25 protein-coding genes, 1 tRNA gene and 1 pseudogene are annotated in these 25,601 nt (G+C 68.4%); 11 read left to right on the top strand and 16 right to left on the bottom strand.

Going from position 1 to position 25,601, the window contains the following annotated elements:
* Window positions 1-6 precede the first annotated feature (6 nt).
* The 3 genes and pseudogenes from QAD21_RS06960 to QAD21_RS06950 all read right to left on the bottom strand — a co-directional run bounded on the left by QAD21_RS06960 (window position 7) and on the right by QAD21_RS06950 (window position 3,454).
* Window positions 7-1,515: an FHA domain-containing protein gene (locus QAD21_RS06960; protein WP_280360986.1), complete on the bottom strand. Its 1,509-nt coding sequence runs from the start codon at window positions 1,513-1,515 to the stop codon at window positions 7-9.
* The gene (locus tag QAD21_RS06955; protein ID WP_065630183.1) at window positions 1,512-1,961 is read right to left on the bottom strand and encodes a hypothetical protein; all 450 of its coding nucleotides are present in this window, start codon (window positions 1,959-1,961) and stop codon (window positions 1,512-1,514) included. Before QAD21_RS06955 ends, QAD21_RS06960 begins: the two co-directional genes overlap by 4 nt.
* Before the next feature lies 1 nt (window position 1,962).
* A pseudogene (locus QAD21_RS06950) lies at window positions 1,963-3,454 on the bottom strand (hypothetical protein).
* 671 nt (window positions 3,455-4,125) lie between these two features.
* Here QAD21_RS06950 and QAD21_RS06945 point away from each other — a divergent pair.
* The 5 genes from QAD21_RS06945 to QAD21_RS06925 all read left to right on the top strand — a co-directional run bounded on the left by QAD21_RS06945 (window position 4,126) and on the right by QAD21_RS06925 (window position 9,190).
* A complete protein-coding gene (locus QAD21_RS06945; protein WP_269554436.1) occupies window positions 4,126-5,160 on the top strand; it encodes a diiron oxygenase in 1,035 nt (344 codons plus the stop codon).
* 34 nt (window positions 5,161-5,194) lie between these two features.
* Window positions 5,195-6,775, top strand: coding sequence for a 4Fe-4S binding protein (locus QAD21_RS06940; RefSeq protein ID WP_280360983.1), 1,581 nt, complete (start codon window positions 5,195-5,197; stop codon window positions 6,773-6,775).
* A gap of 25 nt (window positions 6,776-6,800) precedes the next feature.
* Window positions 6,801-7,286: a hypothetical protein gene (locus tag QAD21_RS06935; protein ID WP_068971181.1), complete on the top strand. Its 486-nt coding sequence runs from the start codon at window positions 6,801-6,803 to the stop codon at window positions 7,284-7,286.
* Window positions 7,283-8,245 (top strand): EamA family transporter, encoded by a 963-nt coding sequence (locus QAD21_RS06930; RefSeq protein WP_139104562.1) that lies wholly within the window; start codon window positions 7,283-7,285, stop codon window positions 8,243-8,245. Before QAD21_RS06935 ends, QAD21_RS06930 begins: the two co-directional genes overlap by 4 nt.
* Window positions 8,246-8,392: 147 nt before the next feature.
* Entirely contained in the window at window positions 8,393-9,190 is a 798-nt protein-coding gene (locus tag QAD21_RS06925) for a maleylpyruvate isomerase N-terminal domain-containing protein (RefSeq protein WP_280360980.1), read from the top strand.
* A 369-nt stretch (window positions 9,191-9,559) separates the two neighbouring features.
* Here QAD21_RS06925 and QAD21_RS06920 read toward each other — a convergent pair whose 3' ends face one another.
* Complete coding sequence (locus QAD21_RS06920) at window positions 9,560-11,188, bottom strand: DEAD/DEAH box helicase (protein WP_280360978.1); 1,629 nt, start codon at window positions 11,186-11,188, stop codon at window positions 9,560-9,562.
* A gap of 411 nt (window positions 11,189-11,599) precedes the next feature.
* Entirely contained in the window at window positions 11,600-12,163 is a 564-nt protein-coding gene (locus QAD21_RS06915; protein WP_280360976.1) for a helix-turn-helix domain-containing protein, read from the bottom strand.
* Between the two features lie 57 nt (window positions 12,164-12,220).
* Between QAD21_RS06915 and QAD21_RS06910 the strand changes: the two genes are divergently transcribed.
* Entirely contained in the window at window positions 12,221-13,003 is a 783-nt protein-coding gene (locus QAD21_RS06910) for an AzlC family ABC transporter permease (RefSeq protein ID WP_269552619.1), read from the top strand.
* Window positions 13,000-13,323, top strand: a complete 324-nt coding sequence (locus QAD21_RS06905; RefSeq protein ID WP_280360972.1) for an AzlD domain-containing protein — start codon at window positions 13,000-13,002, stop codon at window positions 13,321-13,323. Before QAD21_RS06910 ends, QAD21_RS06905 begins: the two co-directional genes overlap by 4 nt.
* 15 nt (window positions 13,324-13,338) lie before the next feature.
* Here QAD21_RS06905 and QAD21_RS06900 read toward each other — a convergent pair whose 3' ends face one another.
* From QAD21_RS06900 to QAD21_RS06890, 3 genes are all read right to left on the bottom strand, one after another.
* Window positions 13,339-14,625 (bottom strand): family 1 glycosylhydrolase, encoded by a 1,287-nt coding sequence (locus tag QAD21_RS06900; RefSeq protein WP_280361631.1) that lies wholly within the window; start codon window positions 14,623-14,625, stop codon window positions 13,339-13,341.
* 59 nt (window positions 14,626-14,684) lie between these two features.
* Window positions 14,685-15,629, bottom strand: a complete 945-nt coding sequence (locus QAD21_RS06895) for an alpha/beta fold hydrolase (protein ID WP_280360971.1) — start codon at window positions 15,627-15,629, stop codon at window positions 14,685-14,687.
* 109 nt (window positions 15,630-15,738) lie between these two features.
* Window positions 15,739-16,182: a hypothetical protein gene (locus QAD21_RS06890; protein ID WP_280360969.1), complete on the bottom strand. Its 444-nt coding sequence runs from the start codon at window positions 16,180-16,182 to the stop codon at window positions 15,739-15,741.
* A gap of 184 nt (window positions 16,183-16,366) precedes the next feature.
* On the opposite strand from QAD21_RS06890, the gene QAD21_RS06885 reads away from it, so the two are divergent.
* Complete coding sequence (locus tag QAD21_RS06885; RefSeq protein WP_280360967.1) at window positions 16,367-16,627, top strand: hypothetical protein; 261 nt, start codon at window positions 16,367-16,369, stop codon at window positions 16,625-16,627.
* Window positions 16,628-16,736: 109 nt separating this feature from the next.
* Here the strand turns inward: QAD21_RS06885 and QAD21_RS06880 are convergent, their stop codons facing one another.
* Entirely contained in the window at window positions 16,737-17,039 is a 303-nt protein-coding gene (locus tag QAD21_RS06880; RefSeq protein WP_280360965.1) for a nucleotidyltransferase domain-containing protein, read from the bottom strand.
* A gap of 100 nt (window positions 17,040-17,139) precedes the next feature.
* Window positions 17,140-17,212, bottom strand: a tRNA-Ala gene (locus tag QAD21_RS06875).
* Window positions 17,213-17,287: 75 nt separating this feature from the next.
* On the opposite strand from QAD21_RS06875, the gene QAD21_RS06870 reads away from it, so the two are divergent.
* The gene (locus QAD21_RS06870) at window positions 17,288-18,031 is read left to right on the top strand and encodes a hypothetical protein (RefSeq protein WP_065630195.1); all 744 of its coding nucleotides are present in this window, start codon (window positions 17,288-17,290) and stop codon (window positions 18,029-18,031) included.
* Between the two features lie 80 nt (window positions 18,032-18,111).
* On the opposite strand, the gene glpR is transcribed toward QAD21_RS06870, so the two are convergent.
* Both glpR and QAD21_RS06860 read right to left on the bottom strand, forming a co-directional pair.
* Window positions 18,112-19,398 carry a gephyrin-like molybdotransferase receptor GlpR gene (gene glpR, locus QAD21_RS06865; RefSeq protein WP_280360962.1) on the bottom strand — a complete coding sequence of 429 codons (1,287 nt, stop codon included), beginning with the start codon at window positions 19,396-19,398 and terminating at the stop codon, window positions 18,112-18,114.
* Between the two features lie 148 nt (window positions 19,399-19,546).
* Window positions 19,547-20,212 (bottom strand): SIMPL domain-containing protein, encoded by a 666-nt coding sequence (locus QAD21_RS06860; protein WP_280360961.1) that lies wholly within the window; start codon window positions 20,210-20,212, stop codon window positions 19,547-19,549.
* 89 nt (window positions 20,213-20,301) lie between these two features.
* Here QAD21_RS06860 and QAD21_RS06855 point away from each other — a divergent pair, with 89 nt between their 5' ends.
* Window positions 20,302-21,072, top strand: coding sequence for an ankyrin repeat domain-containing protein (locus QAD21_RS06855; RefSeq protein ID WP_226512772.1), 771 nt, complete (start codon window positions 20,302-20,304; stop codon window positions 21,070-21,072).
* A gap of 44 nt (window positions 21,073-21,116) precedes the next feature.
* On the opposite strand, the gene QAD21_RS06850 is transcribed toward QAD21_RS06855, so the two are convergent.
* The 3 genes from QAD21_RS06850 to QAD21_RS06840 form a co-directional block, all read right to left on the bottom strand.
* Window positions 21,117-21,773: a GNAT family protein gene (locus QAD21_RS06850; RefSeq protein ID WP_065630199.1), complete on the bottom strand. Its 657-nt coding sequence runs from the start codon at window positions 21,771-21,773 to the stop codon at window positions 21,117-21,119.
* Between the two features lie 161 nt (window positions 21,774-21,934).
* Window positions 21,935-23,239: a gephyrin-like molybdotransferase Glp gene (glp, locus tag QAD21_RS06845; RefSeq protein WP_058251484.1), complete on the bottom strand. Its 1,305-nt coding sequence runs from the start codon at window positions 23,237-23,239 to the stop codon at window positions 21,935-21,937.
* 159 nt (window positions 23,240-23,398) lie between these two features.
* The gene (locus QAD21_RS06840; protein ID WP_068970887.1) at window positions 23,399-24,343 is read right to left on the bottom strand and encodes a UTP--glucose-1-phosphate uridylyltransferase; all 945 of its coding nucleotides are present in this window, start codon (window positions 24,341-24,343) and stop codon (window positions 23,399-23,401) included.
* Window positions 24,344-24,506: 163 nt separating this feature from the next.
* Between QAD21_RS06840 and QAD21_RS06835 the strand changes: the two genes are divergently transcribed.
* Window positions 24,507-25,085, top strand: a complete 579-nt coding sequence (locus QAD21_RS06835) for a 5-formyltetrahydrofolate cyclo-ligase (RefSeq protein ID WP_247451752.1) — start codon at window positions 24,507-24,509, stop codon at window positions 25,083-25,085.
* A gap of 82 nt (window positions 25,086-25,167) precedes the next feature.
* On the opposite strand, the gene QAD21_RS06830 is transcribed toward QAD21_RS06835, so the two are convergent.
* Complete coding sequence (locus QAD21_RS06830; RefSeq protein ID WP_259937512.1) at window positions 25,168-25,497, bottom strand: FmdB family zinc ribbon protein; 330 nt, start codon at window positions 25,495-25,497, stop codon at window positions 25,168-25,170.
* Window positions 25,498-25,601 lie beyond the last annotated feature (104 nt).

Here is a 25,601-nt window from a genome sequence, read left to right as displayed (position 1 = left end):
CCGTTCTCAGATACGGGCGTGGTGTGACTCGAAGATGAAGTGGCGCCCGCCGATCCGGACATGCGACCCCGGCACCAGCACGTGGGCACGATGCGGGAGCAGCCGGGTCTCCCGGTTGCCGCTGCTCGGATCGGCGACGAAGGTGCCGTTCGCCGACCCGAGGTCGACCAGCTGCACCGTCCACTCCACCAGCCGGATCTCCACATGGCGGCGCGAGAGCTGACCTGTCTCGTCCTGCACGCGAATCGGTTTCGGTGAACCCGCCGGTCCACCGCCGGCCGAGCCCGGTTCCCGGCCGATCACCAGGTCCTCGTCGAGGAGGAAGGTGAACCCGTTGTCGAGCAGCAACCAGCCCAGCGGCGGCCGCTCCCCCTCGACGAGGAATGTCGTCAACTGGTCCATCCGGATTCCGCAGACCCCGCACAGCCACGACTGCGGATGGTTCAGATGGCCTCGTGAACAACGGATGCCGTGCACCATGGCCCGCGACGCCTCGATCTTGACGACCTCGGTCGCGGGCTTCTGATGCTCCTCCTTGGGCAGCGGCGCGCGCGGTTCGAGCGGTTCGGCGAACGGATTCGGCGCGGGAGCCGGCTCGACGCGGGGCCGGCCGCTCGGCGGGGTGGCGTCCCGCGGCGGCCGCTCGAGTGGGTGGGAAGCGTTCGGAGACAACGGTTCCGACCCGAACGGACCGCCCAGCGGAGTCGAGGTGAACGGCAACGGATCGGGCGCCGGCAGGTCGGCACCACCATCGGCGCCGGGCGCCATCCGCTCGGTCGTGCCCATCGGGTCCGGCTCCGGCGGCAAGTCGTCGAAGGGTGACCGCTTCCGGATGGGCTCGGGCGCCGGGGGTTCCGGCGCCCCGGGTGCCGGCTTGTCGAGACCGTCCAGGGCCTCGGTCGGTGGACCCGCGTCCGGGTCGGGTCGGGACGGTTCGACGGCCGGTTCCGGCCGCGCCGCCGCCGGCTCCGGCCGCGGCTGCGGCGGGCGCTCGGCCAGGGAGTGGAATTCGGTGCCGCGCAACCCCAATGGGGTGTGCAGCAGCGCGCCTGCGGCAGGCACCGTGCCCTGGACCAGGTCGAAGCGCTCGTCACCGACCTCCGCGGGCATCGTGCCGGCGAGGTAGAGCCCGAGACCCTCGAACGGCCACGGCACGGCGCGGTCATAGGAGTCGCCCGCGGGCGGCTCGATCCGCTTGCCGTCGGTCTCCCCGTACACCCGACCCGAGAGGAAGATCGCGATGCCGGCATTGTCGGGAGCCGCGAAGGCGATGTCGACCGGGTCCTCGGCGGTGGCCACCAGCTGAGCCAGCGCCCGTACCAGGTGCCGGCCCCGCCGCGGTGCCGAATCCGGCACGGCCACCGCAGATTCGATGTCGAGCAGATCGGTGAGGAAGGACGCGGGCACCGCGTCGTTCGTCAGGCACAGAAACGCCGGGGTGCGGATCACGATCCCCGCCCCGGGGATCAGCGTCACCGTCGGCGTGACGCTCGGGATGTCGCCCGGACCGGTCACAGGAATCGTCCTCCCTGGAATCGCCAGTGGGGGAAGACGGCGCGTAGTGGACCGTTGACCGCCACCCACACCAGCAACCAGGTGGTGACGAACTGGACGGTGAACACGACGGGCGACGGTTGCAGCGGCTCCGGGATCAGTCCGGTGCCATCGATCACGATCCACACCAGGATGCCCTCGTTGATCGCCGTGAGGAGCCCGAAGAGCGTCGGCCAGTCCTTTTCCCAACGGAACTGCTGCAGGAAGTGGTACAGGAATTCCCAGAGCACCCCGAGGACGATGACGGTGACGAGCACGGTGAAGGCGACCCGGTAGACGTCGAGGATCGACGGGTCCCCCGAGGAGATGAGCCACAGGAACGGGACGAGCACGATGGTCCACAGGCCGCCGAGGATGCCGAGCACCAGCACGCGGGTCTGGATTCGCCCCCACAGGGTGGGCAACATGTCAGTCGACTCCCTTGTTGTTCATCCAGCGCCACCACTGGGCGGTCGATCGCCAGGGCGTCAGTCGTCGACAGAACCCCTGGCGGGCAAGGTCGTCGACGATCTCGAGGGCGGCGATCTGCAGACCGAGGAAGGTGTCGACGCCGGGAAAGTAACCGCCGAGCGTCGCGCTGCCCGAGGCGTACAGCTTGCCGTTCCCGCTGCGTGTCCCCTTCAGCTCGAAGTCGCGTTCGACGTCCATGCGACCGACCGGGTTGATGCCGGCGCCGGTGTGGTCCAAGAGGTCACGCAGCAGGCGGTGCTCGCGGACGTCGGCTTCGAGTCCGGTGCAGTCGATCACGTAGTCGGCATAGATCTCGAAGGTGCCGTCGGGCCGGTGGTCCTGCCGGATCGGTGCGTGCGGTCGACCGCACGGTGGTCACCACCCCCTGCCCGCCCGCAGCCGGCAACAGACTCTCCGCCTTGCCGACGGCGACGCGGTACCAGCCCTCGCGCCGCCCGCGGGCCAACTGCTCCTGCCAGTCGTCGCGGACCGGAGTGTTGGTCCCGCCCATCTGCTTGTACGCCTCCGCCCGCTCGTGCCCCTCGAGCTTGCGCATGCGGGCCTTGAGCTGCCCGCCCCAGACCGACTTCGGATAGTTGAAGCCCTGGTAGGCCCAACCGTCTTTGCCCTTGCGCCGCATGAAGATGTGCGGGCCGTGGGGTTTGTCGTAGTACGTGCGGAAGAGGTGCACGATCTGCGTCTGGAGCCCGTACGCGTCGCGATCGTCGATGAGCCGCTGCAGGACCCGCGACGCGACGATCCCCGCACCGCGGATCACCACGGTGCCGGGTTTGCGTTGCAGCGACTGGTAGATGTGCTCGTGCGACTCGTAGGCGTTGACGACCTTGCTGGCGTCGCGGTAGGTCTCGCGGAACGCCTGGAGATCGGGCAGGAGCTTGATGCCCGGGTATCCGATCGCGACATGGACCCACTGGCTGCGGAAGGCCACCCGCTTGGTGGGCGAAGTCCCCTGCGGCGGTGTGAGAATCGTGAAGTAGCCACCGGCGGCGCGGCGTCGGATCATCCGGACCTGACCACGGTGCAGGCACTTCAGGTAGCCGATCCGTTCGCATTCCTTCTGCATCGACTCGAACGCCTGCCCGGCCCTCGGCGTGTAGAAGTTCGCGAAGACGGGCTCCACCAGCACATTCCACAGCGGCTTGAGCTTCTTGTCCGCCCAGGCCTCCCGCACCGCGTACGACGGGAAACCCCAGATGTTGTCCGGGGTCGACGCCGAATCCGAACGCAGGCGCTCCGTGCGCGGGATCTGCGACACCCGGGTCAGGTACTCGTAGCTGTGCCAGGGCACGTCCTGGGGGCCGAGCACCGCGATCCGGTCCAGCGGCACCCCGCAGATGCGCAGGTAGTCGACGGTCACGAATGACCCGATGCCCGAGCCGACCGTGACGAACGGGACGTCGACGATCGGGATGCCCGCGGCCTCGACCATCGCATCGGTCCAGATGTCGGTGTCGACCAGCCCCGGTGTCAGATCGCCGACGGCGCCCGCGGGCCCGGGAGCGCCTCGTCCGGGCGCCGGAACAGGCCCAGGGCCCGGCCGCGGCGCGGGGGGCGCCTGGCCGGGCATCGGTCCGGGACGAGGCGGAACGGGCGGTGGGGGTCCCGGGCGACGCGGGGCGGGCCCCGGTGGCCGCGGACCCGGCGCGCCCGGCAGGGGCCCGCCGGGGTTGGGGACGACACGCGTCGGACCGTGCGGCGGCTGGGTCACGACCGGACCCGGGTGCGTGGTACCGCCGGCAGGCCGCGTCGACCGACGCGGGCGGCATGCGTCGCGTCCCTAGAACGCCGGGACGCGTGCGGAACACGACGGGACATCGCTCCTCCAGGTGAGCAGACGCGGGCACGGATGGTGCGGTAACTCTAACCCGCGGCGATGCTCGCGACGGGGTTATATAACCCGAACGAATTACACCCGTCGCACCAGGTCAGCCCCTGAACTGCACGGAGTCGGGCAGGCCTGCCGGTGAACGCACCGGTGCATTGTGCCGGTATCGAACGTGACATCGAGTGTTGACAAATAGCGGCCCGTCGAAATACGTTCGAGTCATCCGCTGTGGTCTGTTTCACCGACCGAGCCGCCCACGCCGAAGGGATGCGACGATGACGAAAGCACTGACCCGGACCGACCAGGAGCACGAGGCGCCCGCCCGCTACGTGCCGCAGCACGACAAGACCGGCGGCGACCACGACTTCGCCCAGGTCCTCGACGACCTGTCCGCCGCGTCCGTCCACCGCAACTTCGATCCCTACGTCGACATCGACTGGGACGCGCCGGACATGGCGATCGTCGAGAACGATCCCCGGTGGATCCTGTCCTACGAGGTCGATCCGATCGGCCGCCATCCGTGGTACCAGCAGCTTCCGCAGGAGAAGCAGATCGAGATCGGCATGTGGCGCCAGGCCAATGTCGCAAAGGTCGGCCTGCAGTTCGAGTCGGTCCTGATCCGCGGACTGATGCAGTACAGCTTCAAACTCCCCAACGGTGCGCGCGAGTTCCGCTACACCACGCACGAATCCAAGGAGGAGTGCAACCACACCCTGATGTTCCAGGAGTTCGTCAACCGGACCGGCATGGACGTCCCCGGGGCCAAACTCGGCTACCGGCTCATCTCCCCTCTCGTTCCGCTCTTCTCGACGATCTTCCCCACCGTCTTCTTCTTCGGTGTGCTCGGTGGCGAGGAACCGATCGACCACATCCAGAAGGACTTCCTGCGCACCCGCGCCAGCCTGCACCCGACGATGGCCGCAGTCATGCAGCTCCATGTCGCCGAGGAGGCACGGCACATCTCGTTCGCCCATCACCTGATCCGCGAGCAGGTGCCGCAGCGCGGACGCGTCCAGCGTTTCCTGTTGTCGCTGATGCTCCCGCTGACCATGCGCATCCTCTGTGGCGCCATCGTGGTGCCGCCGCGAAGCTTCGCCAAGCGGTTCGACGTGCCCGACGCGGTCATGAAGGACATCTTCTGGCGGTCGCCGGAGTCGAAGCGGTTCCTGCGCAACGTCTTCGGTGACGTCCGCATGCTCGGCGAGCAGAGCGGACTGATGAACCCGGTCTCGCGCCTGCTGTGGCGCGCGCTCGGCATCAGCGGCCGCCCGTCGCGGTTCCGCAGCGAGCCCACCTACACCGCGGCCTGAACCCGAACCCCGAACGCAGGTAGAACCCGAGACCATGCCCCATGTCGTCACCCAGGCGTGCTGCGGCGACGCGTCGTGCGTGTACGCATGTCCCGTCAACTGCATCCACCCCACGCCTGAAGAGCCCGATTTCGGCATCGCCGAGATGCTGTACATCGATCCCGCGACCTGCGTCGACTGCGGCGCATGTGTCAGTGCGTGCCCGGTCGGCGCCATCGTTCCGGGACATCGCATGCCGGCTGGGCAGGAACGGTTCGTCGAGGTCAACGCGACCCAGTACCACGATCCGGCCGACGGAGCCGCGCGCTTCCCCGTCGACCCGGCCCGTCGGCTGCCCCTCGCGCCCATCGATCGTCCGCGGCAGCTGGCCGTCGACACCTCGCTCTCGATCGGCATCGTGGGTTCGGGCCCGTCGGCGATGTACGCGGCCGACGAGCTGCTGCGGCAGCCACAGGTCTCGGTCACCATGTACGAACGTCTCGACCGGCCGTTCGGGCTGGCACGGTTCGGCGTCGCGCCCGATCACCTGCACACCCGCAAGGTGATGGAGCTGTTCGACGACATCGCGCGCAACCCCCGACTGGAGATCCTGCTGAACACCGAGGTCGGGCGGGACCTCACCCTGGCCGACCTGCGCGACCGTCACCAGGGCGTGATCTGGGCGGGCGGGGCACCCACCGACCGGCAACTCGCGCTGCCGGGTTTCGATCTCCCCGGAGTGTCCAGCGCGACATCCTTCGTGGGTTGGTACAACGGCCATCCCGACTTCGCCGACCTCGACGTCGATCTCGACGCCGAGCGCGTCGTGGTCGTGGGCAACGGCAACGTCGCCCTCGACGTCGCACGCATCCTCGTCGCCGACCCGGGCACCCTCGCCGCCACCGACATCTCCGGTCCGGCACTGGCGAAGCTGCGGTCCTCGTCGGTCCGCGAGGTGGTGGTGATGGGCCGCCGCGGACCCGCGCACGCGGCCTTCACCCTGCCCGAACTCATCGGACTGGTCGACTCGGGGGTCCCGGTCACCGTCGACGCCGCCGACCTCGAAGCGCTGCCCGCACCCGCCGACCTGGACACCACGACTCGTGCCAAGCTCGATCTCCTGGCCGAGTGCGCCGCCCGCCCCGAACCCGAGGGCCGTCGAATCCGATTGGCGTTCTTCGCCTCTCCGATGGAGGTGACCGCCGGTGCGGACGGCCGCGCGAGCGCGTTGACCGCGGGCCGCAACCGCCCGATCACCGACGACTCCGGAGCCGCGGTCGGCATCGAACCCACCGGCGAGACGGTGGGGCTCGAGACCGGGCTCGTCCTCACCTCGGTCGGTTACCGCGGTGTCGCGGTCCCGGGTCTCCCGTTCGACGACGCGGCCGGGATCATCCCGCACCTCGACGGCCGCGTGCTCGACGGGACCGAGCCCGTACCCGGGATGTATGTGACCGGCTGGATCAAGCGCGGTCCGTCGGGCTTCATCGGCACCAACAAGACCGACTCGGCGCAGACCGTCGCCTCGTTGCTCGACGACCTCGAGTCGAACGCGACCGAGGCCTCGGCACCGCGTCGCCGTCGGTTGCTCGGCCGACGCCTCGGCGTCGCGTCGTCCGTCGCCGGCCTCGATTGACGGACTGCTGCGCTAGATTTCAGCCATGGGGCTCCCCGCGTACCAGCGCACCACCGTGCGCGCCGATCTGTCCGATCTACCCGCCGACGTCGCCGCCACGCTGCGCGACCATGCCGACTCGACACAGCTCACCGTCACCGACGACCTGCCGGCGTGGATCACCCGGAGCATCAACCCACCGTCGACCACGTTCTTCGGCAAGCTCTTCGGACGACGCAGCAACCCCGTCGACCCCGATTCCGAGCACCAGACGCTCATCGTGCTGCATCCGACCCACCTGATCGTCGTGGTGTCCGGGGCCGAACGTGGGGTTTCGGCGCTGTCGTGTCCGCTCGCCGTCGCGTCGATGTCGTCGACCCCGTATGTCCCGGAGTCGGACGGATTCTCGGTGACCGGCTTCGCCGGTCACGAAGGACGTCCGGGCAGCTTCTACCTCGGAACGGGTGAGCCGGCGGGCACGGAATGCCGGGAGGCCGTTCGCTCGGCCATCGTCGCCGCCAAGAATCCGTGAGGACCGCGGACCGCACTGCGCCGCTCTCGCGACCCGCGCTGGGTCTCACACTCGCGCTGATCTCGTCGGCCTGTTTCGGCATCTCGGGGGTGCTCGCCCGGGCCATGATCGAGGCGGGATGGACAGCCGGTGCGACCGTCACCGTCCGCATCGCACTAGGCGGTCTGGTCCTGGCCATTCCCGGCTTCCTCGCCTTTCGCGACCGTCGGCAGCCGCTGCCCGAGCAGCCGGGCCGACGGTCCTGGACGGTGCTCGTCGCCTACGGACTCCTCGCGGTGGCCGGCTGTCAGCTGGCCTACTTCTATGCCGTGACCTACCTGCAGGTCGGCGTCGCGCTGCTCATCGAATACACCGCCCCGGTCGCCGTGCTGGTGTGGATGTGGCTGCGCCACGGTCAGCGTCCGGGTCGCGTCACCGTGCTCGGCGCGGCACTCGCGATCGGCGGACTCGCGCTCGTCCTCGACCTCACCGGCGACGTCCCGATCAGCGCGATCGGGGTGCTGTGGGCGCTCGCCGCGATGGTCGGGGCCGCCGCCTACTTCGTGATCTCCGCCGACGACCGCACGGGCTGGCCGCCCCTGAGCCTGGCCGCGGGTGGCCTGCTCATCGGCGCACTGGCCCTCGTCGTCGCGGGGCTGACCGGGATCCTGCCGATGACCATGACCACGGACCCGGTCGAGGTCGGTGCGCTCGAGGTGGCCTGGTGGATCCCGCTCGTGCTGCTGGGTGTGGTCTCGGCCGCCATGGCCTACGGCTTCGGCATCGCGGGCGGCCGGCTGCTCGGGGCCCGGGTGATGTCGTTCGTGGCGTTGTCCGAGGTGCTGTTCGCGGTGGTCTTCGCCTGGCTCGTGCTCGACGAACTGCCGGCACCGATTCAACTCGCCGGCGGCCTGCTCATCGTGCTCGGCGTCGTCTGCGTACGGCTCGGCGAAGCCGCCCCGGCGGTGTCGCGTGACTGAGAATCATCGTGCGCGTTTGTGAATAATGTTGCGCACCTTGCACATCTGTCCACAGGTTCGACGTGTCGGCACGGAATGTGTCGCACGTCGCAACGGGCCGGGGTAATCTCGTGCCCCATGTGGGGGGAGGAACCACGCGCGACGGGGATGTTCTCGAGGTTTGACTACATCGACGCCGCGCTCACGACTGCGGATCGGTTCACCGATCTCGTGCTCGGCGTCGGCGACCCCGACACCCGGCTCCTCGACACCCCCGCCTGGACGTTGACCGATTGTGTCGGCCATGTCGCGATGGCGCCGTCGCGCTTTCTCGAACTCGCGCGCGGCGAAGGTGAGTGGTGCTGTTCGGCGGTCGACGTACCCGACTTCAATGCCAAGCAGATCGCCAACCTGCCGACGCGCGACGTGACAGTGCTCTGCCGACGATTGACCGACGACCTCCGCGAACTCGTCGACGAGGTGTCGCATTTCCACGCGCAGGTCCCGAAGATGCACTTCGACGGCGACCGCGTCATCCGGGCCGACGCCGCTCTCGGCCTGCTGATCGGCGAGTTCGTGGTGCACGCCCGCGACATCGCACGCGCTGTCGGGGCCCGCTGGTGGGTCGAACCGGACGTGGTGCTGATGATCATCCGGGCACGCCAACACATCCTGCCCAGTTGGGTCGATCCGGTGCACGCCGCCGGGCACTCCGGCACCTACGACATCCGGCTCCGCGGGTGCGGCGAACGGCACGTCTACGAGTTCACCGACGGCGAGCTGCAGATCGATCCGCCGGAGCCACGCCGGCCCGACGTCCACATCAGCGTGGACCCCGCGACCGCTCTCCTCGCCGGTTACGGTCGCCTGTCCCCGGGGTGGGTCGGACTCACCGGGAAGGGCATCGCCTGGGGTGCCCGGCCCTGGCTCGCACCGCGACTCGCCCAGCGGTTCCTGCCTGCCTGATCGCCGCTGCAGAGCGCGCGACCAACCCCCGCTCCCTGTTCCGAAAGAAGCACATAACCCTTGCTCCCTGAGGTGTGAGGAGCGATAGCGACGAGCCACCAAGGGCTGGCGAGCGTTGCACCTCGCCCTTCGTGGCTCGCTTCGCTCGCACCTCAGGGAGAATGAATCTGGACGCTCACGGGTGTTCTTTCGTAGTCCACAACGGCGCCGCCAGGCCTCAGATACTCCGGGCGCGCAATAACGTCGAGCGCCCCTGCCCCCTGAGGTGCGAGGAGCGAAAGCGACGAGCCTCGAAGGGCGGCAACCGTGGTCACCGGCCCCTCGAGGCTCGACATCGTTCTTCAGTTGTCTTTCGCGGGTGAGGCCCGGTCAGCGACCGGTCGGCGAACCCGCCGGACGGCTCGCCCGGCGTCCCTGCCCGCGGGCGCCCGCCCGCTGCTGGTCGCCGCCGCGCGACTGCCCTGCGCCGCGTCCCTGGCCTCCGGTTCGTGCGTCCGACGAGCGCGAACCGCCCGCGCGCGAGTCGCTCCGAGCCGGACGGCCGCGGCCCTCGCCGCGAGTACCGCGCGAGTCACCGCCGGTGGCGTTCCGGCCGCCGCCGGTTCCGGCGCTCCGGCTCTCGCCGCGAGCGCCGCCGTTGCCGCCCTGGCCTCGACCACGACCGCCGCGTCGACTCCCCTGCGCACGGCCGCCCTGGGAACGACCTCCTTGGGACCGGCCGCCCTGTGCACCGCCACCACGAGCGGCCTCGGCGGCTGCGCGTGCCGCCGCGGACACGCGGGGGGCGCGCTCGCCGACGAGTTCGTCGACGGCTGCCGACGATGCGTCGACAGCGATGGGTGTCACCTTGATCTTGGCCTTGCGCAGTAGCTGTGCGACCTCACGACGCTGCTCGTGCAGGCAGACGGTCACGACGTCGCCGGCCGACCCGGCACGGGCGGTGCGGCCCGAGCGGTGCAGGTACGCCTTGTGCTCGGCCGGCGGATCGACATGCACGACGAGTTCGATGCCGTCGACGTGCACGCCACGGGCGGCGACGTCGGTGGCGACGAGGACGCGGACGTCACCCTCGCCGAATGCGGCCAGGTTGCGGTCGCGCTGCGCCTGGCTGAGATTGCCGTGCAGGTCGACGGCCGGGATCCCGGCCTCGGTCAACTTCTTGGCGAGCTTCTTGGCCTGGTGCTTGGTGCGCATGAACAGGATGCGTCGACCGGTGCCGGAGGCGAGCTCGGCGACGAGATCCTGCTTGTCTGCCGAGGAGACCTCGAAGACGTGGTGGGTCATCGCGGCCACCGGCGACTCCGCCGAATCCACCGAGTGGAGCACCGGGTTGTCGAGGAACCGCTTGGCGAGCTTGTCGACGCCGTTGTCCAGCGTCGCCGAGAACAGCATCCGCTGACCGTCGGCGGGGGTCGCGGCGAGGATCTTGGTCACGACCGGCAGGAAGCCGAGGTCGGCCATGTGGTCGGCCTCGTCGATCACGGTGATCTCGACCTCGTCGAGCCGGACGATGCCCTGACGCATCAGGTCCTCGAGACGTCCGGGGCACGCGACGACGATGTCGACACCGCGCCGGAACGCCTGCTCCTGGCGGGTCTGCTTGACGCCGCCGAACACGGTGGTGACGGTGAGTCCCACGGAGGCGGCGAGCGGCTCGACGACCGCGGCGATCTGGGTCGCGAGTTCGCGGGTCGGCGCCAGGATCAGCCCCGTGGGTGCCCCCACGTAGCGCTTGACCTGCATCTCGGCCAGGCCGGCGACGAGCGGGATGGAGAAGGCGAGGGTCTTGCCCGAGCCGGTCTTGCCGCGGCCCAGGACATCCTTGCCGTCGAGGGTGTCGGGGAGGGTGTCCTTCTGGATCGGGAAGGCGTCGGTCTTGCCCTGAGAGGCGAGAACCTTGACGAGTTCGGTTGGGACACCGAGGGATTCGAACGACACACCAGGCGCCGACGCAGCAGCATCGGTGGAGGTGGCCGGGTTTTCGAGGACAGCAGTCATGTGGTGTGCAGGTTTCTTCCTGTGCTTGGCACGCGAACAGCACGACTGACGTGCAAGGGCGGTGCCGGTGGCGAACACGCGGGTGCGCGAGCTCGTTCGCCGTATGAAGTCAATGGCAGGTGGCCGACCGGTGTCGGATGTCCGGACCTGCGAGAGAGGCGTTCTACGACGCTAGACGCGGCCTGTACGGGCGCATCACTTCTGGCAACAGTACGCGTCGGTGATCGATACCGCGAATCGCTGTGATGCACGTCGCGTTTCGCCCACACCGGCAGGGTCGTCGAAAATCCGACCGAAGACCGCCCAGGACGGTGCTCACGACGGCATGCGGTCGACGCTGCGCCGCCCGAGGGCGGTTTTCACCGGCGCTTTCCAGGCCTACACGAACTTGAAAGGTTGTGTCCCGCAACCTCAGAACGCCTCGCTGAGCATCACGGCGACAGTGCCGGGCTCGAGTGCGTCGAAGACGTGCTCGACATCGCCGGGGTACGAGATGTAGTCACCGGCCGACAGCACCTCGGTGGCATCGGTGGGACCGAGACGTGCTCGGCCGCAACTGATCACGACGTGCTCGATGATCCCGCGCGCATGTGGTGCCGACACCCTGGGCTTGCCCGGTTCGGCGCGGATGACATACATGTCGCGCCGCGACCCCGGCGACGCGGTGGACAACAGGGTTGCCGAGTAGTCGGCGTCCGCGGCGGGGATCACCGGCCCCTCACCGAACCGGATGACCTCGACGGTCGGTGTGGGTGAGTCCAGCAACGCCGAGAACTGCACACCGAGCGCCGTGGAGAGCGCCCACAGCGTCTCGACACTGGGATTCCCCTCCCCCGATTCGAGCTGGGACAGCGTCGACTTCCCGATCCCGGCACGACGCGCGAGCTCGGTCAGCGACAGACCCGCTCGTGTGCGTTCCCTCTTCAACGACGCGGCGACCAGCTCTTTGGGGTTCACCGACCGAGCATCGTTCATCAAACCGTCCGATCGTCCATCTTGACGAACACACTTCTCTTGTTCACTATGATAGTCATGCGTTCGGCTTGGAGAACACTCGACACGGCGACCCTGCGCGCCGTCGTGGTGATGTCCCTGTCCGTTCTCGTCATCGGGACGTCGTACGGGGTGGCCGCGCACGGCGCGGGTCTCGCCCTCTGGCAGATCGTTGTGATCGCCACGGTCGTCCTCGCCGGATCGTCGGAGTTCGTCTTCGTCGGCATCCTGGCCGCCGGCGGGGCGCCGATCCTCGCCGCGCTGGCGGGCCTGTTGGTCAACACCCGCAACTTCGGGTACGGCCTCGCCGTCGGCAAGCACCTGCGCGGCACCCCCGAGATCGTCCTCGGCGCCCACCTCATCAACGACGAGACGGCTGCGTTGGCGACCGCCGAATCCGACCCGCGTCGGGCACGGGCCGCTTTCCTGTTGTGCGGACTCGGCGTTCTGGTCTCGTGGCCCATCGGCGCAGCACTGGGTGCCACGCTCGGCGGTGTGGTCGCCGATCCCGCGAGCCTCGGGCTCGACGCCGCCTTCCCCGCTCTGCTCGCCGCGCTGGCCATCCCGGCCCTGCGCGACGGCGCCACCTGGGCGGCCGTGACCGTCGGCGCGGCGGTGGCCGTGGCCTCGACGCCGTTCCTACCGGCCGGGTTGCCCATCATGGGAGCGCTCGTGGGCTTCGCCGCCGTGGAGTCACTCCGCCGGCTTCGGCGGACCCCACCGAGCGCACCGGCCCTACCCGGCACGAGGACGGACACCGTGAACGAGACCGCATCGTCGCGAGAGGTGCTCCAGCACAACAGCGCTCCGGGCTGTCGATGAGCACCGGCATCTCCCTCGCCATCGGCATCACGGTCCTCGCGGTCGGCACCTATGCGATGCGCGCCGCCGGACCCGTTCTGCGAAAACGCATCTCGGTCTCGGACGGGGTCGAGAAGCTGATGGATCGGGCGACCGTGGTCCTGCTCGTCGCCGTCGCGCTGACCGGCTCGTTCTTCGTCGACCACGACTTCGCCGGCTGGGCGCGGCCCGCCGGCGTGACGGTCGGGGTGATCGCAGCGCTGTTGAGGGCGCCCCTCGCGGTCGTGGTCATCCTCGCCGCGGCCACCGCCGCCAGCCTGCGGGCCCTCGGCGTCGCGTGAGTGACGGCGAGAAAGTCACCGCACGACAGCCGGATTCGCGCAACTGTCCGGCACCGCCACGAGCGAACACGTCACCGGCATCCGCGTCGGGCGGTACCCCGGGCGAACGGCGTTGTCGCGAGTGATCTCACGGTAGGCGGCGACTGCATCGGTCGGGTGACGGGTCAGGGTCGGGTCACGCTCCGCATCGACGGTGTACAGACCGAAGCGCGAATCGAAGTCGCCCCATTCGTAGTTGTCGGTGAGACTCCAGTAGTTGTAGGACGCCACGTCGATGCCGTCCTGTCGGGCGCGCTGCAACCAGTAGACGGTGTCGCGAAGGTGATCGGCCCGGCGGTAACCGTCGGGCCGCCGGCCCTGCGGGTCGGTGGCCAGTCCGTTCTCGATCACCCGGATCTGCTTACCCGGGAACTGTTGCGCGACATGACGTAGCACGTAGTAGATGCTCTCCGGTGCCTGCGAGCTCTTCCAGAACTCACCGGAGGCACCGTTGGCGACGGAGGCGTCGGTGACCGAGAACGAGTAGTAGTGGTCGACGCCCACGAAATCGAGCGTGTCGCGCATTCGCTGCGGGAAGACCGATTCCAGCCATGTCTGCAGGCCGGCGATCGGGTAGTACGCCATGTTCGACGACACCTGGGCGCCCGGCTGCACGCGGTGGATGTATCGGTGGATCGCCCGGTGCGCGGCGACGATCCCGTCGGCCATGAGCCCCACGTTCTGCGGTGCCACTCCCCCGTACATCAGTTCGCGCCGAACGTATTCGGTGGGTTCGTTGAAGGTGATCCACAGCGGGTCGGCCCAGGAGTACCGGTCGACCACACGCTCGGCGAAACGCACGAGGTCCGCGGACATCTGCGGACGGTTCCAACCGCCGAGGTCGACCGCCCAGCCCGGGTGCACCCAGTGGTTGAGGGTGATCATGGGTCGCATCCCGGCGTCGACGACCGTGCGGATCACCCGATCGTAGAACGCCCACCCCGCCGGATCATCCCGGCCGCGTGACGGTTCCACCCGCGACCACTCGACCGAGGTCCGATAGATGCCGACGCCCAGACTCTTCGCGCGGGCGATGTCCTCGGCGTAGCGATGGTAGAAGTCGACGGCGTTGCCGACACGGTGGGCGACCCGGCCCTGGTTTCCGTAACGGACCCAGTTGGAGTCACGGTTGTATCCCTCGGACTGGAAACCGGACTGGGCGACGCCGAATTCGAAGGCGGGGCCAAGCGGCGGAACGGATGCCGAGGCGGTCCCGACATCGCCGAGACCGCAGATCGCGAGCAGTATCGCGGCGCACGACATGGCCACGACGCCGGCCCGCACCCGCCGACGGCCACCACCGAGACGTCGCCTGCTCACGTTCAGAACGGACTCCCGGTGATGGGTGCGGCGCGATCGCACGGAACCGGTCGTGGATTCGCCGGGTCGAGCGCGTTGAGCACGAAGAACGCCGCGCGACGCGACCCGGCGATCCCGGCATGCTCGGTGTAGTCGACCGAACACCCTTCCTGCACAACGATGTTGCGTACGTTCGATCCGCCCGGCGGCAATCCCAGCGTGTACGGCACCACGAGCTCGTCGTAGCGGGTGGCGATGTTGGTGTACCGGATCGACGGCAGGTAGTAGCCCCCGGCGGCGATCTTGCGCAGCACCGCCGCGCCGGGATCGAGCTGGGCACAGGCCTGACAGAACGGCACCTGCTCGGGCCGCAATCCGAGGGACCGGACGATCGGCATGATGACGTCGTTCCCACCGACCCCAGAGCCCCGCCACGCCGGAGCCAACGACACATAGTTGCCGATGGCATCCCGTCCGCCGAGGTACTTCGCGTAGTACGCGGGCACCACCGTCCCCTGGGAGTGGCCCACGATGTCGACCTTGGACGCGCCGGTCGTCCGACGGACCCTGTCCACGAATGCGCCGAACTGGGCGGCGCTGGCGGACATCTCACCCATGCCGCCGATCGCGCTGATCGGCCACGGGGTTCCCTTCACCGCGCCATAGGTCAGCGCGAACACGCAGTACCCCTCGTTCTTCAGCAGAGGGACGTAGGTGCCCCAGTTGGTCTGCTGCGATCCGCCGGTCCCGTGCACGAGGATGACCGGGTTGGGATGGCGCGCCGACGGCTTGCAGTTCCAGTCGTTCGACCCGGGAAGCGAGCCCCCGGGTTTCGCGAGCTCGTTCGGTATCCCGGCCAGGAAGTTGTAGGTGACGGGCAGCGGGTCGGCGCGCGCCGGTGCCACGGTCACGACCAGCACCCCGATCACGGCGACGACCAGGCCCCACACGATCCTCGGCGATTTCATGGACGGAAACTAACAAACCGTCTCACGGCACGATGCGGGTTTCACAGGACCCACTGTGAAATGGCGGATCCCAGCGCGACAGACCTCGGCTTCCGGGAGCGGAACGTCGTCAGTCGGACGCGGGTTCCTCGTCGTGACGGTGCCGGATGTCGCGGATGGTGGCCACCACCGAGGCGAAGACGAGCACGAATCCCAGCACGAGAAGCGTGACCGCGACGTAGTGCATGATCTGCTCGTAGTGTCCGACGTCGAATTGCTCGGCCGCGATGCGCAGGCCGACCACCACGAGCCAGGCCAGCAACGCCATGGTGAGTGCCCGACGCTGGAAGACCGCGCTCCGCCGCCGGTGTTCGTACTCCGCGAGTTCGTTGATGGCGTCGAGGACGATTCCGCTCATCCGCGTATGTGCCGCTGAGTCGTGCGGCAGCTTCGCCAGGATGTCGACCTTCTGCGACAGCTTCTGGTGCCGGTCATTGGCGTCGAGCCGCGCGATGACCGCGCCGATCATCGCGACGAGCAGCGTTCCGGCGAACGTCAGCATCGCGGCGGTCATGCGCGAAAATCTACAACGACGACCGCGGTGATGCGGTCGTTAGCCGGCGGATCGGATACGAGAAAATACGCCCCGGCGAGCGCCGGAACGGGTTGTCGGTGGAGCTATGGGGAATCGAACCCCAGACCTACTCGATGCGAACGTGTCGCGCTACCGACTGCGGGCAAGAGTGCGGACCCTACGCGTGGCTCTCACCTCGAACGTCGCCGGCTTCACGGTCGAACTCGGCGAGAAGGCGCTCCAGCACCGGTATGAGCGCGCATACGTCTTTGGTTGCCGCCGTCCACACGATCGAGCTGTCAACCTGCGCGTAGCCGTGAACGAGGATGTTTCGCATCCCGATGATCTTGTGTACATGCGGTATTCGCTCAGCAAGAACGTGATCCCGATGTCTGAGACCGCGAAGCGCTTCACCGACGATCTCGATCTGACGTTCCGTCGCTGACTCGACCAGGAGGTCACCGATGTAATGGTCCAAAGACACGTCGGACACAATTAGCCGTACATTTCGTGCCGCGGCGAGTGCCTCCCAGATGTAGGCAGCCCGATTCTTCTCAGGCCGCATAGACATCTTCGGCATTGTCGAGTATCGACTTCGCCACGAACGGATTCTTCACCGCGTTGGCCATCACCAGGTCGACGTCGCGCCCCACGATCTGTGCGAGCGCCGCCTCAAGGTCGAAGTAGTCATGGAAGACGTTGTCACGATCCCCCCTGAACTCCACGAGAAAGTCGACGTCGCTGCTGGGATCGAAACTCTCGGTGAGTACCGAACCAAAGACTCGTAACCTGGCAACGCCGAAACGCGCACACACCGCACCGATCGCATCGACGTCGAGCGGGATCGCGGTGATCATGTTCACCAGTCTCTCAGATTGTTGGCCATGGCTCGACGACCAGCGCGTCAGAACGAGAGGCCCCGTACACCTACTCGGGTGTACGGGGCCTCTCGTGCGGTGGAGCTATGGGGAATCGAACCCCAGACCTACTCGATGCGAACGAGTCGCGCTACCAACTGCGCCATAGCCCCGGGAGGCCTTGCGACCAACCGCGAGCCACTTTATCAGCCCGGGGCCGCCGACTCCCAAACGGCTAGGCTGGTCGGGTGCCTCAGATGTCTGATCAGCAGTTGGCCGGTGTTCTCGACAATGTCGTGGGGGTGATCAACCCGGTGCTCGATGCCCTCGCCGAGCGCGATCCGCTCGGTTTGAAGGGCCACACCTTCCACGATGACGACCATTCCGACTCGCGCCTGCAGCAGGCTCAGCACGCTGCGTCGAAGCTGCTCGACGTCGCGGAGTGGCCCGGCACGAAGGGCTGGTCCGAGCGGTCGATGCACAAGCGCGCGAGCTGGTGGGTGACCCGGATCGGCACCCTGAACACCGGCGCCGTGGCGTTCCCGGGCGTCTTCGGGGTGTGGGCGAAGCGTCTGCCGATCACGCCCTATCTCGGGTTCGCCAATCAGGCCATGGTGCTGGTCGCGATCGCCCGGGAGTACGACGTCACCGATCGCAAGCGACAGGTGCAGTTGCTGGCGTCGGTGCTGTGCAAACGGGACCTCACGAACCCCGATGTCACCGCCGAGTCCGGCAAATCCCTACCGTCCGAACCCAAGGAGCGGGAGAAGTCGCTGTTCGCCGCGATCTGGGATGCGGCGAAGTTGCTTCGCGCCGTCGACGACGAGTTCGAGAAGCGTCCGCAACCGATGGCCTTTTTCCGCATGCTGGCCTACATCCCCGTGATCGGGGCCCCGGCGACGTACCTCGGCGAACGTTTCGCACTGTCGCGGGCCGCGAAAGCCGGTCAGGCGTGGCTCGATGCGCATGGCAAGCCGGCACTCACCAAGTAGGCCCCCAACGCGTCAGTAGTGGGTGTCGCCGGGCGACACCCACTGCTGAACGGATCTGCTGCCGAAGTGCTCTCGACGAGTCAGCCGACGCGGCGGTACTGCAGGTCCTCGCGGTCCATCCGTCGACGCTGGAACGGCGGGATGTGATCGAACACGGGATCTTCGTCGTCGATCTCGAGAACCGTTGCGCCACCTGGTCGCCGAAGTCGCGGAGGGGGCGGGGCGGCGGCGAACTCCGGAACCGCGGCGGCGCGTCGACGACGCTCCTCCTCGGCGCGCGCCGACCGCTTGGCACGGGCGAGTCGCTGTGCCCGGATCTGCTGCTCCGTCTTCACCGCGCGCCGCAGGTACGCGAGGTAGCCGACCAGTAGCAGGCCGAGGACGCCGGTGGCCACCCAGCCGGGCGTCCCGACGACGACGCCGGCCACGACCGACAACAGCACCAGCACGAACAGACCCACCGTGACCCGTTGGCGTTCGCGGTATTTGAGCTCGCGTTCCTTCTCCGACGAATAGACGCTGCGCCCCGTCCGCCGGCTGCTCGCCGTCCGCGCCGCCGGGCGGCTGTCGGCCACCTCGTCGAAGTCGGTGTCGGCGGTGTCGTCGGCGTCATCCTCCTCGGACTCCGCGACGGGAGCCGACGACGATTCGGTGCGACGCGACCCGCGGGCGTAGTCGTCGTACTCGTCCTCGTCGAGTTCGTCTGTCGCGTCCTCGTATTCGGAGTCGTCCTCGTATTCGGAGTCGTCCTCGTATTCGGCGTCGTCGTATTCGGCGTCCTCGAGCTCGCCGTTCTCGACTTCTCCGTCGACGTCGGCGAAGTCGTCCTCGTACTCGTTGTCGAGCTCGTCGGTGTCATCGACCTCGGCGGCAGGGGTGCTGTCCGCGTCCGCGGTCGCCTCGTCGTCGGACTCCGCATCGAGGTCCCGGTCGGTGTCCGCGTCGGCGTCGGCGGAGATGTCACCGTTCACCGAGTCGTCGTCTGAAGCCGCGTCCACCGTCTCGAAGTCGGTGTCGCCATCCACGGATTCCACCGTCGGCTTCTCGACCTTCGCGCTGCCGGCACGTCGGGTCGAAGGCTTGGCCTTCTCGGCGTCGACATCGTTCTCGGCGTCGGCGTCGGCCTCGAGCGTCGCGGTGGCGCTGCGGCGCGAGGACTTCCAGGACGGATCGTGCGGGTGACGCGCCGACGACCGGCGGCGGTTCTTCGTCGCGGTCGTGGCACGCGATCCTCCGCGATGCAGCAGTCGCGTCTTCCGTGCCGCGTCGGTGGACTTCAGGATCTGCGGGCGTCCCTTGATGACCATCGGGACCAGCACGAAGAGCCAGACCGCGACGAGACAGACCCACAGTACGGAGTTGGGCATGCGACTCTCCCTTCATTCACTCTGGTCACACGAGGCCACTCCACAATCTAGGGCTGCGAGCAGTCACGCCCGGGTAGACGCGCCGTGGGACAACCGAATCGGCGTGGTTTCACACGCGCCTCTCAGCAACACCGGCAGCAGAAGCGGGTCAGGCCGTGCGGAAGCGCGCGTCGACCGCGACGCCGATCTCGATGTCGTCGGTCCGCAGTTCCAGTGACGGCGGGGGCGGGCCGGCCGCGACCGCCATCGGCATGGCCCGACGAGATGCCTGCGGCACCCGCGGCGCCATGTCCGGATCGGACAGGAGGACGGGAACCACCGGCCCTCGACCCACGGCGTCGGAGTAGGCCTGCGCCTTGACGATCGCGTCGTCGACCGCGGCACGACGCAGCTCCCGTTCGCGGTCCCGCCGGGTCTCCGCGCGGAGGTCCCAGTCGACGTCACCGATCTCGACGGCGTCGACCGACGCCCAGACGTCGATGAACTCCGACAGCCGCTCGAAGTCGACGAACTCCGCTTCGACGCGGATACGCGTGTTGTAGACCGGGTCTCGTAGATCACCGGTCTCCGAGTGCGGGCGGTACGAGTACACTCGGACCGAATCGGCGGACCAGCCGGCCACCGCGCCGGCCGTCTCGTGATCGGTCAGCGCGCGCGTCAGGTCTGCGTGGACCTCGACCGCCCGCGTGTAGACGGCCGACTTGTCCGCACCCTCCACTCGCACGGCGAGGTGGATGATCCCGCGTTCGGGCCGGTAGCGCCCGCGGGCGGAGCCACGGACGACGATCTCGAGATGGTCGGTGTGCTCGGTCATGCGAAGAGCCTATGCGTCGGCGAGCCGGCGCGGACTATCGTACAAATCGGACATCGTTCAAGTGCCGTGAAGGGACGATCGCGGTGCGGATGAGAAGACTGATTGCGTTGTTCGCGACAGCGATGTCGGCGTGCGCGGTCGCCGGGTGCGGGTGGATCGCCGAGGTCGTCTCGACGCGCGTGGACGCGGCCGACTACTTCACCGCCCCCACCGTTCGATTACTCGACGCCGCCCGGCGGGACGACCGGGCGCAGATCGAATCCCTTCTCGCACAGGGCGCTGACCTCCACGAACACGGCGGCGATCCGGACACCGACCCGCGCCGCGTGGACATCACGCCGCTGCAGTGGGCAGTGGAGTTCGAACCGCCGGCGGCGGTGTCGGCACTGCTGCAGGCGGGTGCCGACCCGCATCTCCCCGGCGCCGGCCGATACAACGCAGTTGCCTACGGCGTGTTGCTCGACCGTTTCGCCGCCTTCCGCACCCTGATCGAGTTCGACGCGGGACTGGTCGAGGCATCCGACCGGATCGGCGGCAACGTGGTCCACACCGCGATGCGCCATCGTCGCGACGATGCGTTGCGCCTGCTGATCGACCGCGGCGCCGACCTCGACTCCGTGCAGCCCCTGGCCGGCCGGACACCACTGTTCACCGCGGCCGACGTACTCAACATCGACCACTGCCTCGCCCTGCTACAGGCGGGAGCCGATGGTGCACATCGTGATCAGCGAGGTGCGACCTTCATGCCGTCGCTGTACACCGCCGACGACTCGATTCGGACGAGTTCGTACCTCCGGACGCGCGCCGCGATCGAAACCGAAATGCGCGCACGGGATTTCCCGGTCGAAACCGGGCGGTGACGCCGCCGCGAACTCAGGGCGACCGCCGTATCGCCAGCGGAGGGTCAGTGGAACGACGCACGACCCGCCCGGACGAGCGCCTCGGCCGCACTGCCGACGACCTCCTCGGCCGTGAGCGCGAACAGCATGTGGTCACGCCAGCGTTTGTTGACGTCCATGTACCGTTGCAGCAGTCCTTCTTGCCGGAATCCGATGTTGGTCAACACCTTCTGCGATGCCTCGTTGGCGGGCTGGACCGTCGCGTCGAGCCGGTGCAGGCCGACGGCCCCGAAGCAGTGGTCGACCCCGAGTGCCACCGCGGCGGTCGCGATGCCGTTGCCGGCGACGGCCGAGTCGACCCAGTAGCCGATCCACGCGGTCCGCACCGCGCCGCGTTGGATGTTGCCGACCGTCAGCTGCCCGACGTAGCGGCCGTCGAGTTCGATCACGAACGGGAGCAGCGCACCTCGTTTGGCCTCCGACTTCAGCACCGCGAACAGCGGCGGCCACGACCCGGGCTGATGGCGTTCAGCCCAGCTTCCGACACCCGTCGGTTCCCAGGGCAACAGGGCGTTCTGGTTGCGGATCCGCAACTCGCTCCACGTCCTGGCATCCCGCACCTTCACGGGCCGCAGGGTGACCGTGCCGGTCCGGGTGCGCAGCGGCCCGAGGGTGGCCGGCCATCCCGGACTTCCCTGACTGCCGCTCAACCACCTGAACACGAGAAGAAGTTTATGCGCTGTCACACCCGAGTCGGCATGAGACCTGTATCTCGAACGAGGGTGGCTTCGACTCGGCTCCTCGCTCCGCTCGGTGCCGGCTCAACCAGCGGAGGTGGGCGCCTCGACCTCGACGCGCTTGTTCGTTGCTTGCTCAGCAGGGGTCACCCGCGCTGCGCGAGGAAGGCCACTTCGACCTCGTCACCCGTGCCCATCTCCTCGACATCGGGGTCGACCATGATCAGGCAGTTCGCCTCGGCGAGTTCGGCGAGCAGGTGCGACGACCCAGTCGGTGAGGCGCCGAGCACCTGCACCAGGTAGTCCCCCGACCGTTCGTCCCGCATCAGCTGCCCACGCAGGTAACCCTTGCGGCCGCGCACCGACGCGATCGGTCCGATGGTGCGCGCCTTGATGATCCGCCGCATCGGTTGCCGTTTGCCCAGCGCGATCCGGATGAGCGGCCGGACCATCACCTCGAAGGTCACCAGAGCGCTCACCGGGTTGGCGGGGAGCAGGAACGTCGGCACCTCGTCGCGTCCGAGGCGCCCGAAGCCCTGCACCGACCCGGGGTGCATCGCCACCCGCACGATCTCCAGGTCGCCGAGGTCGGCGAGCGCGTCGGCGACAGCGGTCGACGCACTTCCCCCCACCGCACCGCAGATGACCACGATCTCGGAGCGGATGAGCTGCGCCTCGACGACCTCCCGCATCCGCGACGCCTCGCGCTCGGCGATGCCGACGCGGTTCACGTCGGCGCCGGCGTCGCGGGCGGCAGCGGCCAGCGCGTAGCTGTTGACGTCGTAGATCTGACCGGGACCGGGTGTGCGGTCGATGTCGACGAGCTCACTGCCCACCGAGATGACCGACAGGCGCGGGCGCGGGTGCACCATCACGCGTGCCTGACCGACCGCGGCGAGCAGCCCGACCTGGGCCGGGCCGATGATCGAGCCCGCGCGGACCGCGACATCGCCCGGCTGCACGTCGTCGCCGACCCGCCGGACGTAGTTGCCGCTCTCGACGCCGTGTCCGATCTTGACCTTCTGGTCGCCACCGTCGGTCCAGCGCAACGGGACCACGGCGTCGGCGAGCGTCGGCATCGGGGCCCCGGTCTCGACGCGCACCGCCTGACGCGGTTGCAGCCGCGTCGGTGTCCGCGAGCCCGGCCCGACCTCGCCGACCACCGGCAGGGACACGATCATCGGTTCGCCCGGTTCGAGGTCGACGAGCTCGGCGCCGTTGGCGTCGAAGTCCTCCAGGTCTTCGGGTGCGAGCACCCCGGCCAGACCGACGTCGACCGCACGCACCGCGTAGCCGTCGATGGCCGCCTGGTCGAAGCCGGGCATCGGGTGCTCGGTGACGACCTCCTCGGCGCACATCAGGCCCTGCGCCTCGGAGATCGCGACGCGCACCGGACGCGGCGCCACTGCCGCCGCGGTCACCAGCGTCAGATGATCTTCGACAGACCGCATCTCACCGCTCTCCCCGTCTCAACCGGTCAGTGCACCGGGACGTGCGGCCGACAGCGCTCGGCACGTCGTGCACTCGATACAACACAGGAGAACGTTATCGAGCGCGCCCACGACAGCGTGCGAGGCGCGCGGATGCGACCGGTGATCACCCGTGCGGAATCAGCCGTCGGCGAGACGCTTCTCGAGCCATTCGCGCAGATCGGGACCGTAGTCGTCGCGGTCGAGCGCGAAGTCGACAGCGGCCTTGAGATAGCCGCCGGGGTTACCGAGATCGTGTCGGGTGCCGTGGTGGACGACGACGTGGACCGGCTCGCCCTCCTCGATGAGAAGCGCGATGGCGTCGGTGAGCTGCAGTTCGCCACCGGCGCCGGGTTCGATGCGGCGCAGCGCGTCGAAGATCTTGCGGTCGAGGATGTAGCGACCCGCTGCGGCCAGATTCGACGGCGCATCCTGCGGTTCGGGCTTCTCGACCATGCCCTTGAGCCGCATCACGTTGGGGTTGTTGGCATCGGGCAGCGGCTCGACGTCGAAGACGCCGTACGCGCTGATCCGGTCCTCGGGCACCTCGATGGCACACAGCACGGACCCGCCCCGGCGTGCACGCGTGCGGGCCATGACCTCCAGGACGCCCCCGGGCAGGACAAGATCGTCGGGCAGCAGCACCGCGACGGCGTCCTCGTCGTCGTCGAGATAGCTTTCGACGCACCCGACCGCATGCCCCAGGCCCAACGGCTTCTCCTGCACGACCGACGCGACCTCGAGCAGGTTGGGCGCCTTGCGCACCTTCGCCAGCATGGACTCCTTGCCGCGCGTGGCGAGCGTGTTCTCCAGGACGAGGTCCTCGACGAAGTGGGCGACCACGCCGTCCTTGCCCGGCGAGGTCACGATGAGCAGACGCTCGGCGCCGGCCGCCTTGGCCTCTTCGGCGACCAGCTCGATGCCGGGGGTGTCGACCACCGGCAGCAACTCCTTGGGCACCGTCTTGGTCGCCGGCAGGAACCTCGTTCCCAACCCGGCTGCCGGGACGACCGCGGTACGCGGGATCGGCGGAGTGTTGGGTACACCTTCGTACTCACTGAAACCAGCTTTATCCGTCGCACTCATGAATCCACCCTAGGACAGGTGCCGGTTCTCGGCCGGACAGACGGCGGTGACCGGGACCTCACCACGCTCGTTCCGACGGTCGGATACAGTGCGGGCGTCCCGGCTGTCCCGGCCGGGGTGCACATGCCACCGGTCTCGAGACGACGCGAAGGACGGTCGGGTCTTGACAACGCTGAAACAGCAACTGCGACAAGAGATCGAGGATCGACGATCGCGTCGGTCCGCCGACGAGCGGGACCGGTCTGCCGCGGCCCTCGCCGAATGGATGTACTCATGCCCGTTCCGGCTCGAATACGACGTCACGGTCGCCGCGCATGTCCCCGTCGGCACCGAACCCGGCTCGAATTCGATGCTCGACGCGCTTGTCGACCGAGGCGTGTCGGTTCTGGTCCCGGTGGTCCCCGACGGCGATCCCGCACCGATGGACTGGGCGCCGTACACGGGGCGGGACTCGCTGGCTCCCGGACGCTGGGGACTTCTCGAACCGACCACCGACCGCGTCGGGGTGACCGCGATCCGCGCGGCGTCGGTGATCCTGGTTCCGGCGCTCGCGATCGACAAGAGCGGTGTGCGGCTCGGACGCGGCGCCGGATACTACGACCGGACCCTGCACGGTCTGTCGGCCGACCTCGTCGGCGTGGTCTATGACGACGAGGTCGTCGACTCACTGCCGTCCGGTGACCACGATGTCCCGGTCGGTTGGACTCTCACTCCCGGAGACGGGTTCCGCCGACTCGGCTGACCCGGGGTACAGCGAAACCCGGGCGGTGTCGGGGGACACCGGCCCGGGTTCGGCCTATGACGTCGTCGTGGCGGGACGCCGGTCAGGCGGGAGTCGCGGCCTTGGCCTCGCTCTTGGTCGACGACGACGAGCTCGCGGAGTCCGACTTGGAGCTGCTCGACGAGCTGTCCGACGACGAGGAGCTCGACGACGACGAGCTGTCCGACGAGGGCGTCGAGGTGTCCGAGGACGAGCCGGGACGCGAGTCCGTGCGGTAGAAACCGCTGCCCTTGAACACGATGCCGACCGAGTTGAACAGCTTGCGCAGGCGGCCTGCGCACTGCGGGCACTCGGTCAGCGAGTCGTCGGAGAAGGACTGGACGATGTCGAACTTGTTGTCGCACTCCGTGCAGGCATACGAGTAGGTGGGCACCGCGAAACCTCCGAATGTCAGTAAACGATGACCAGTGTAACCGACTTTGGCACTCCCTCATTCCGAGTGCTAAGCGCGAGTTCCGACCGGCGGATTTCGCACCT

This window comes from Gordonia sp. SMJS1, assembly GCF_029866425.1.
GTDB lineage: Bacteria > Actinomycetota > Actinomycetes > Mycobacteriales > Mycobacteriaceae > Gordonia > Gordonia hongkongensis.
The sequence above is the reverse complement of the archived record's forward strand: the minus strand, read 5'-3'. Positions and strand labels throughout refer to the sequence as shown.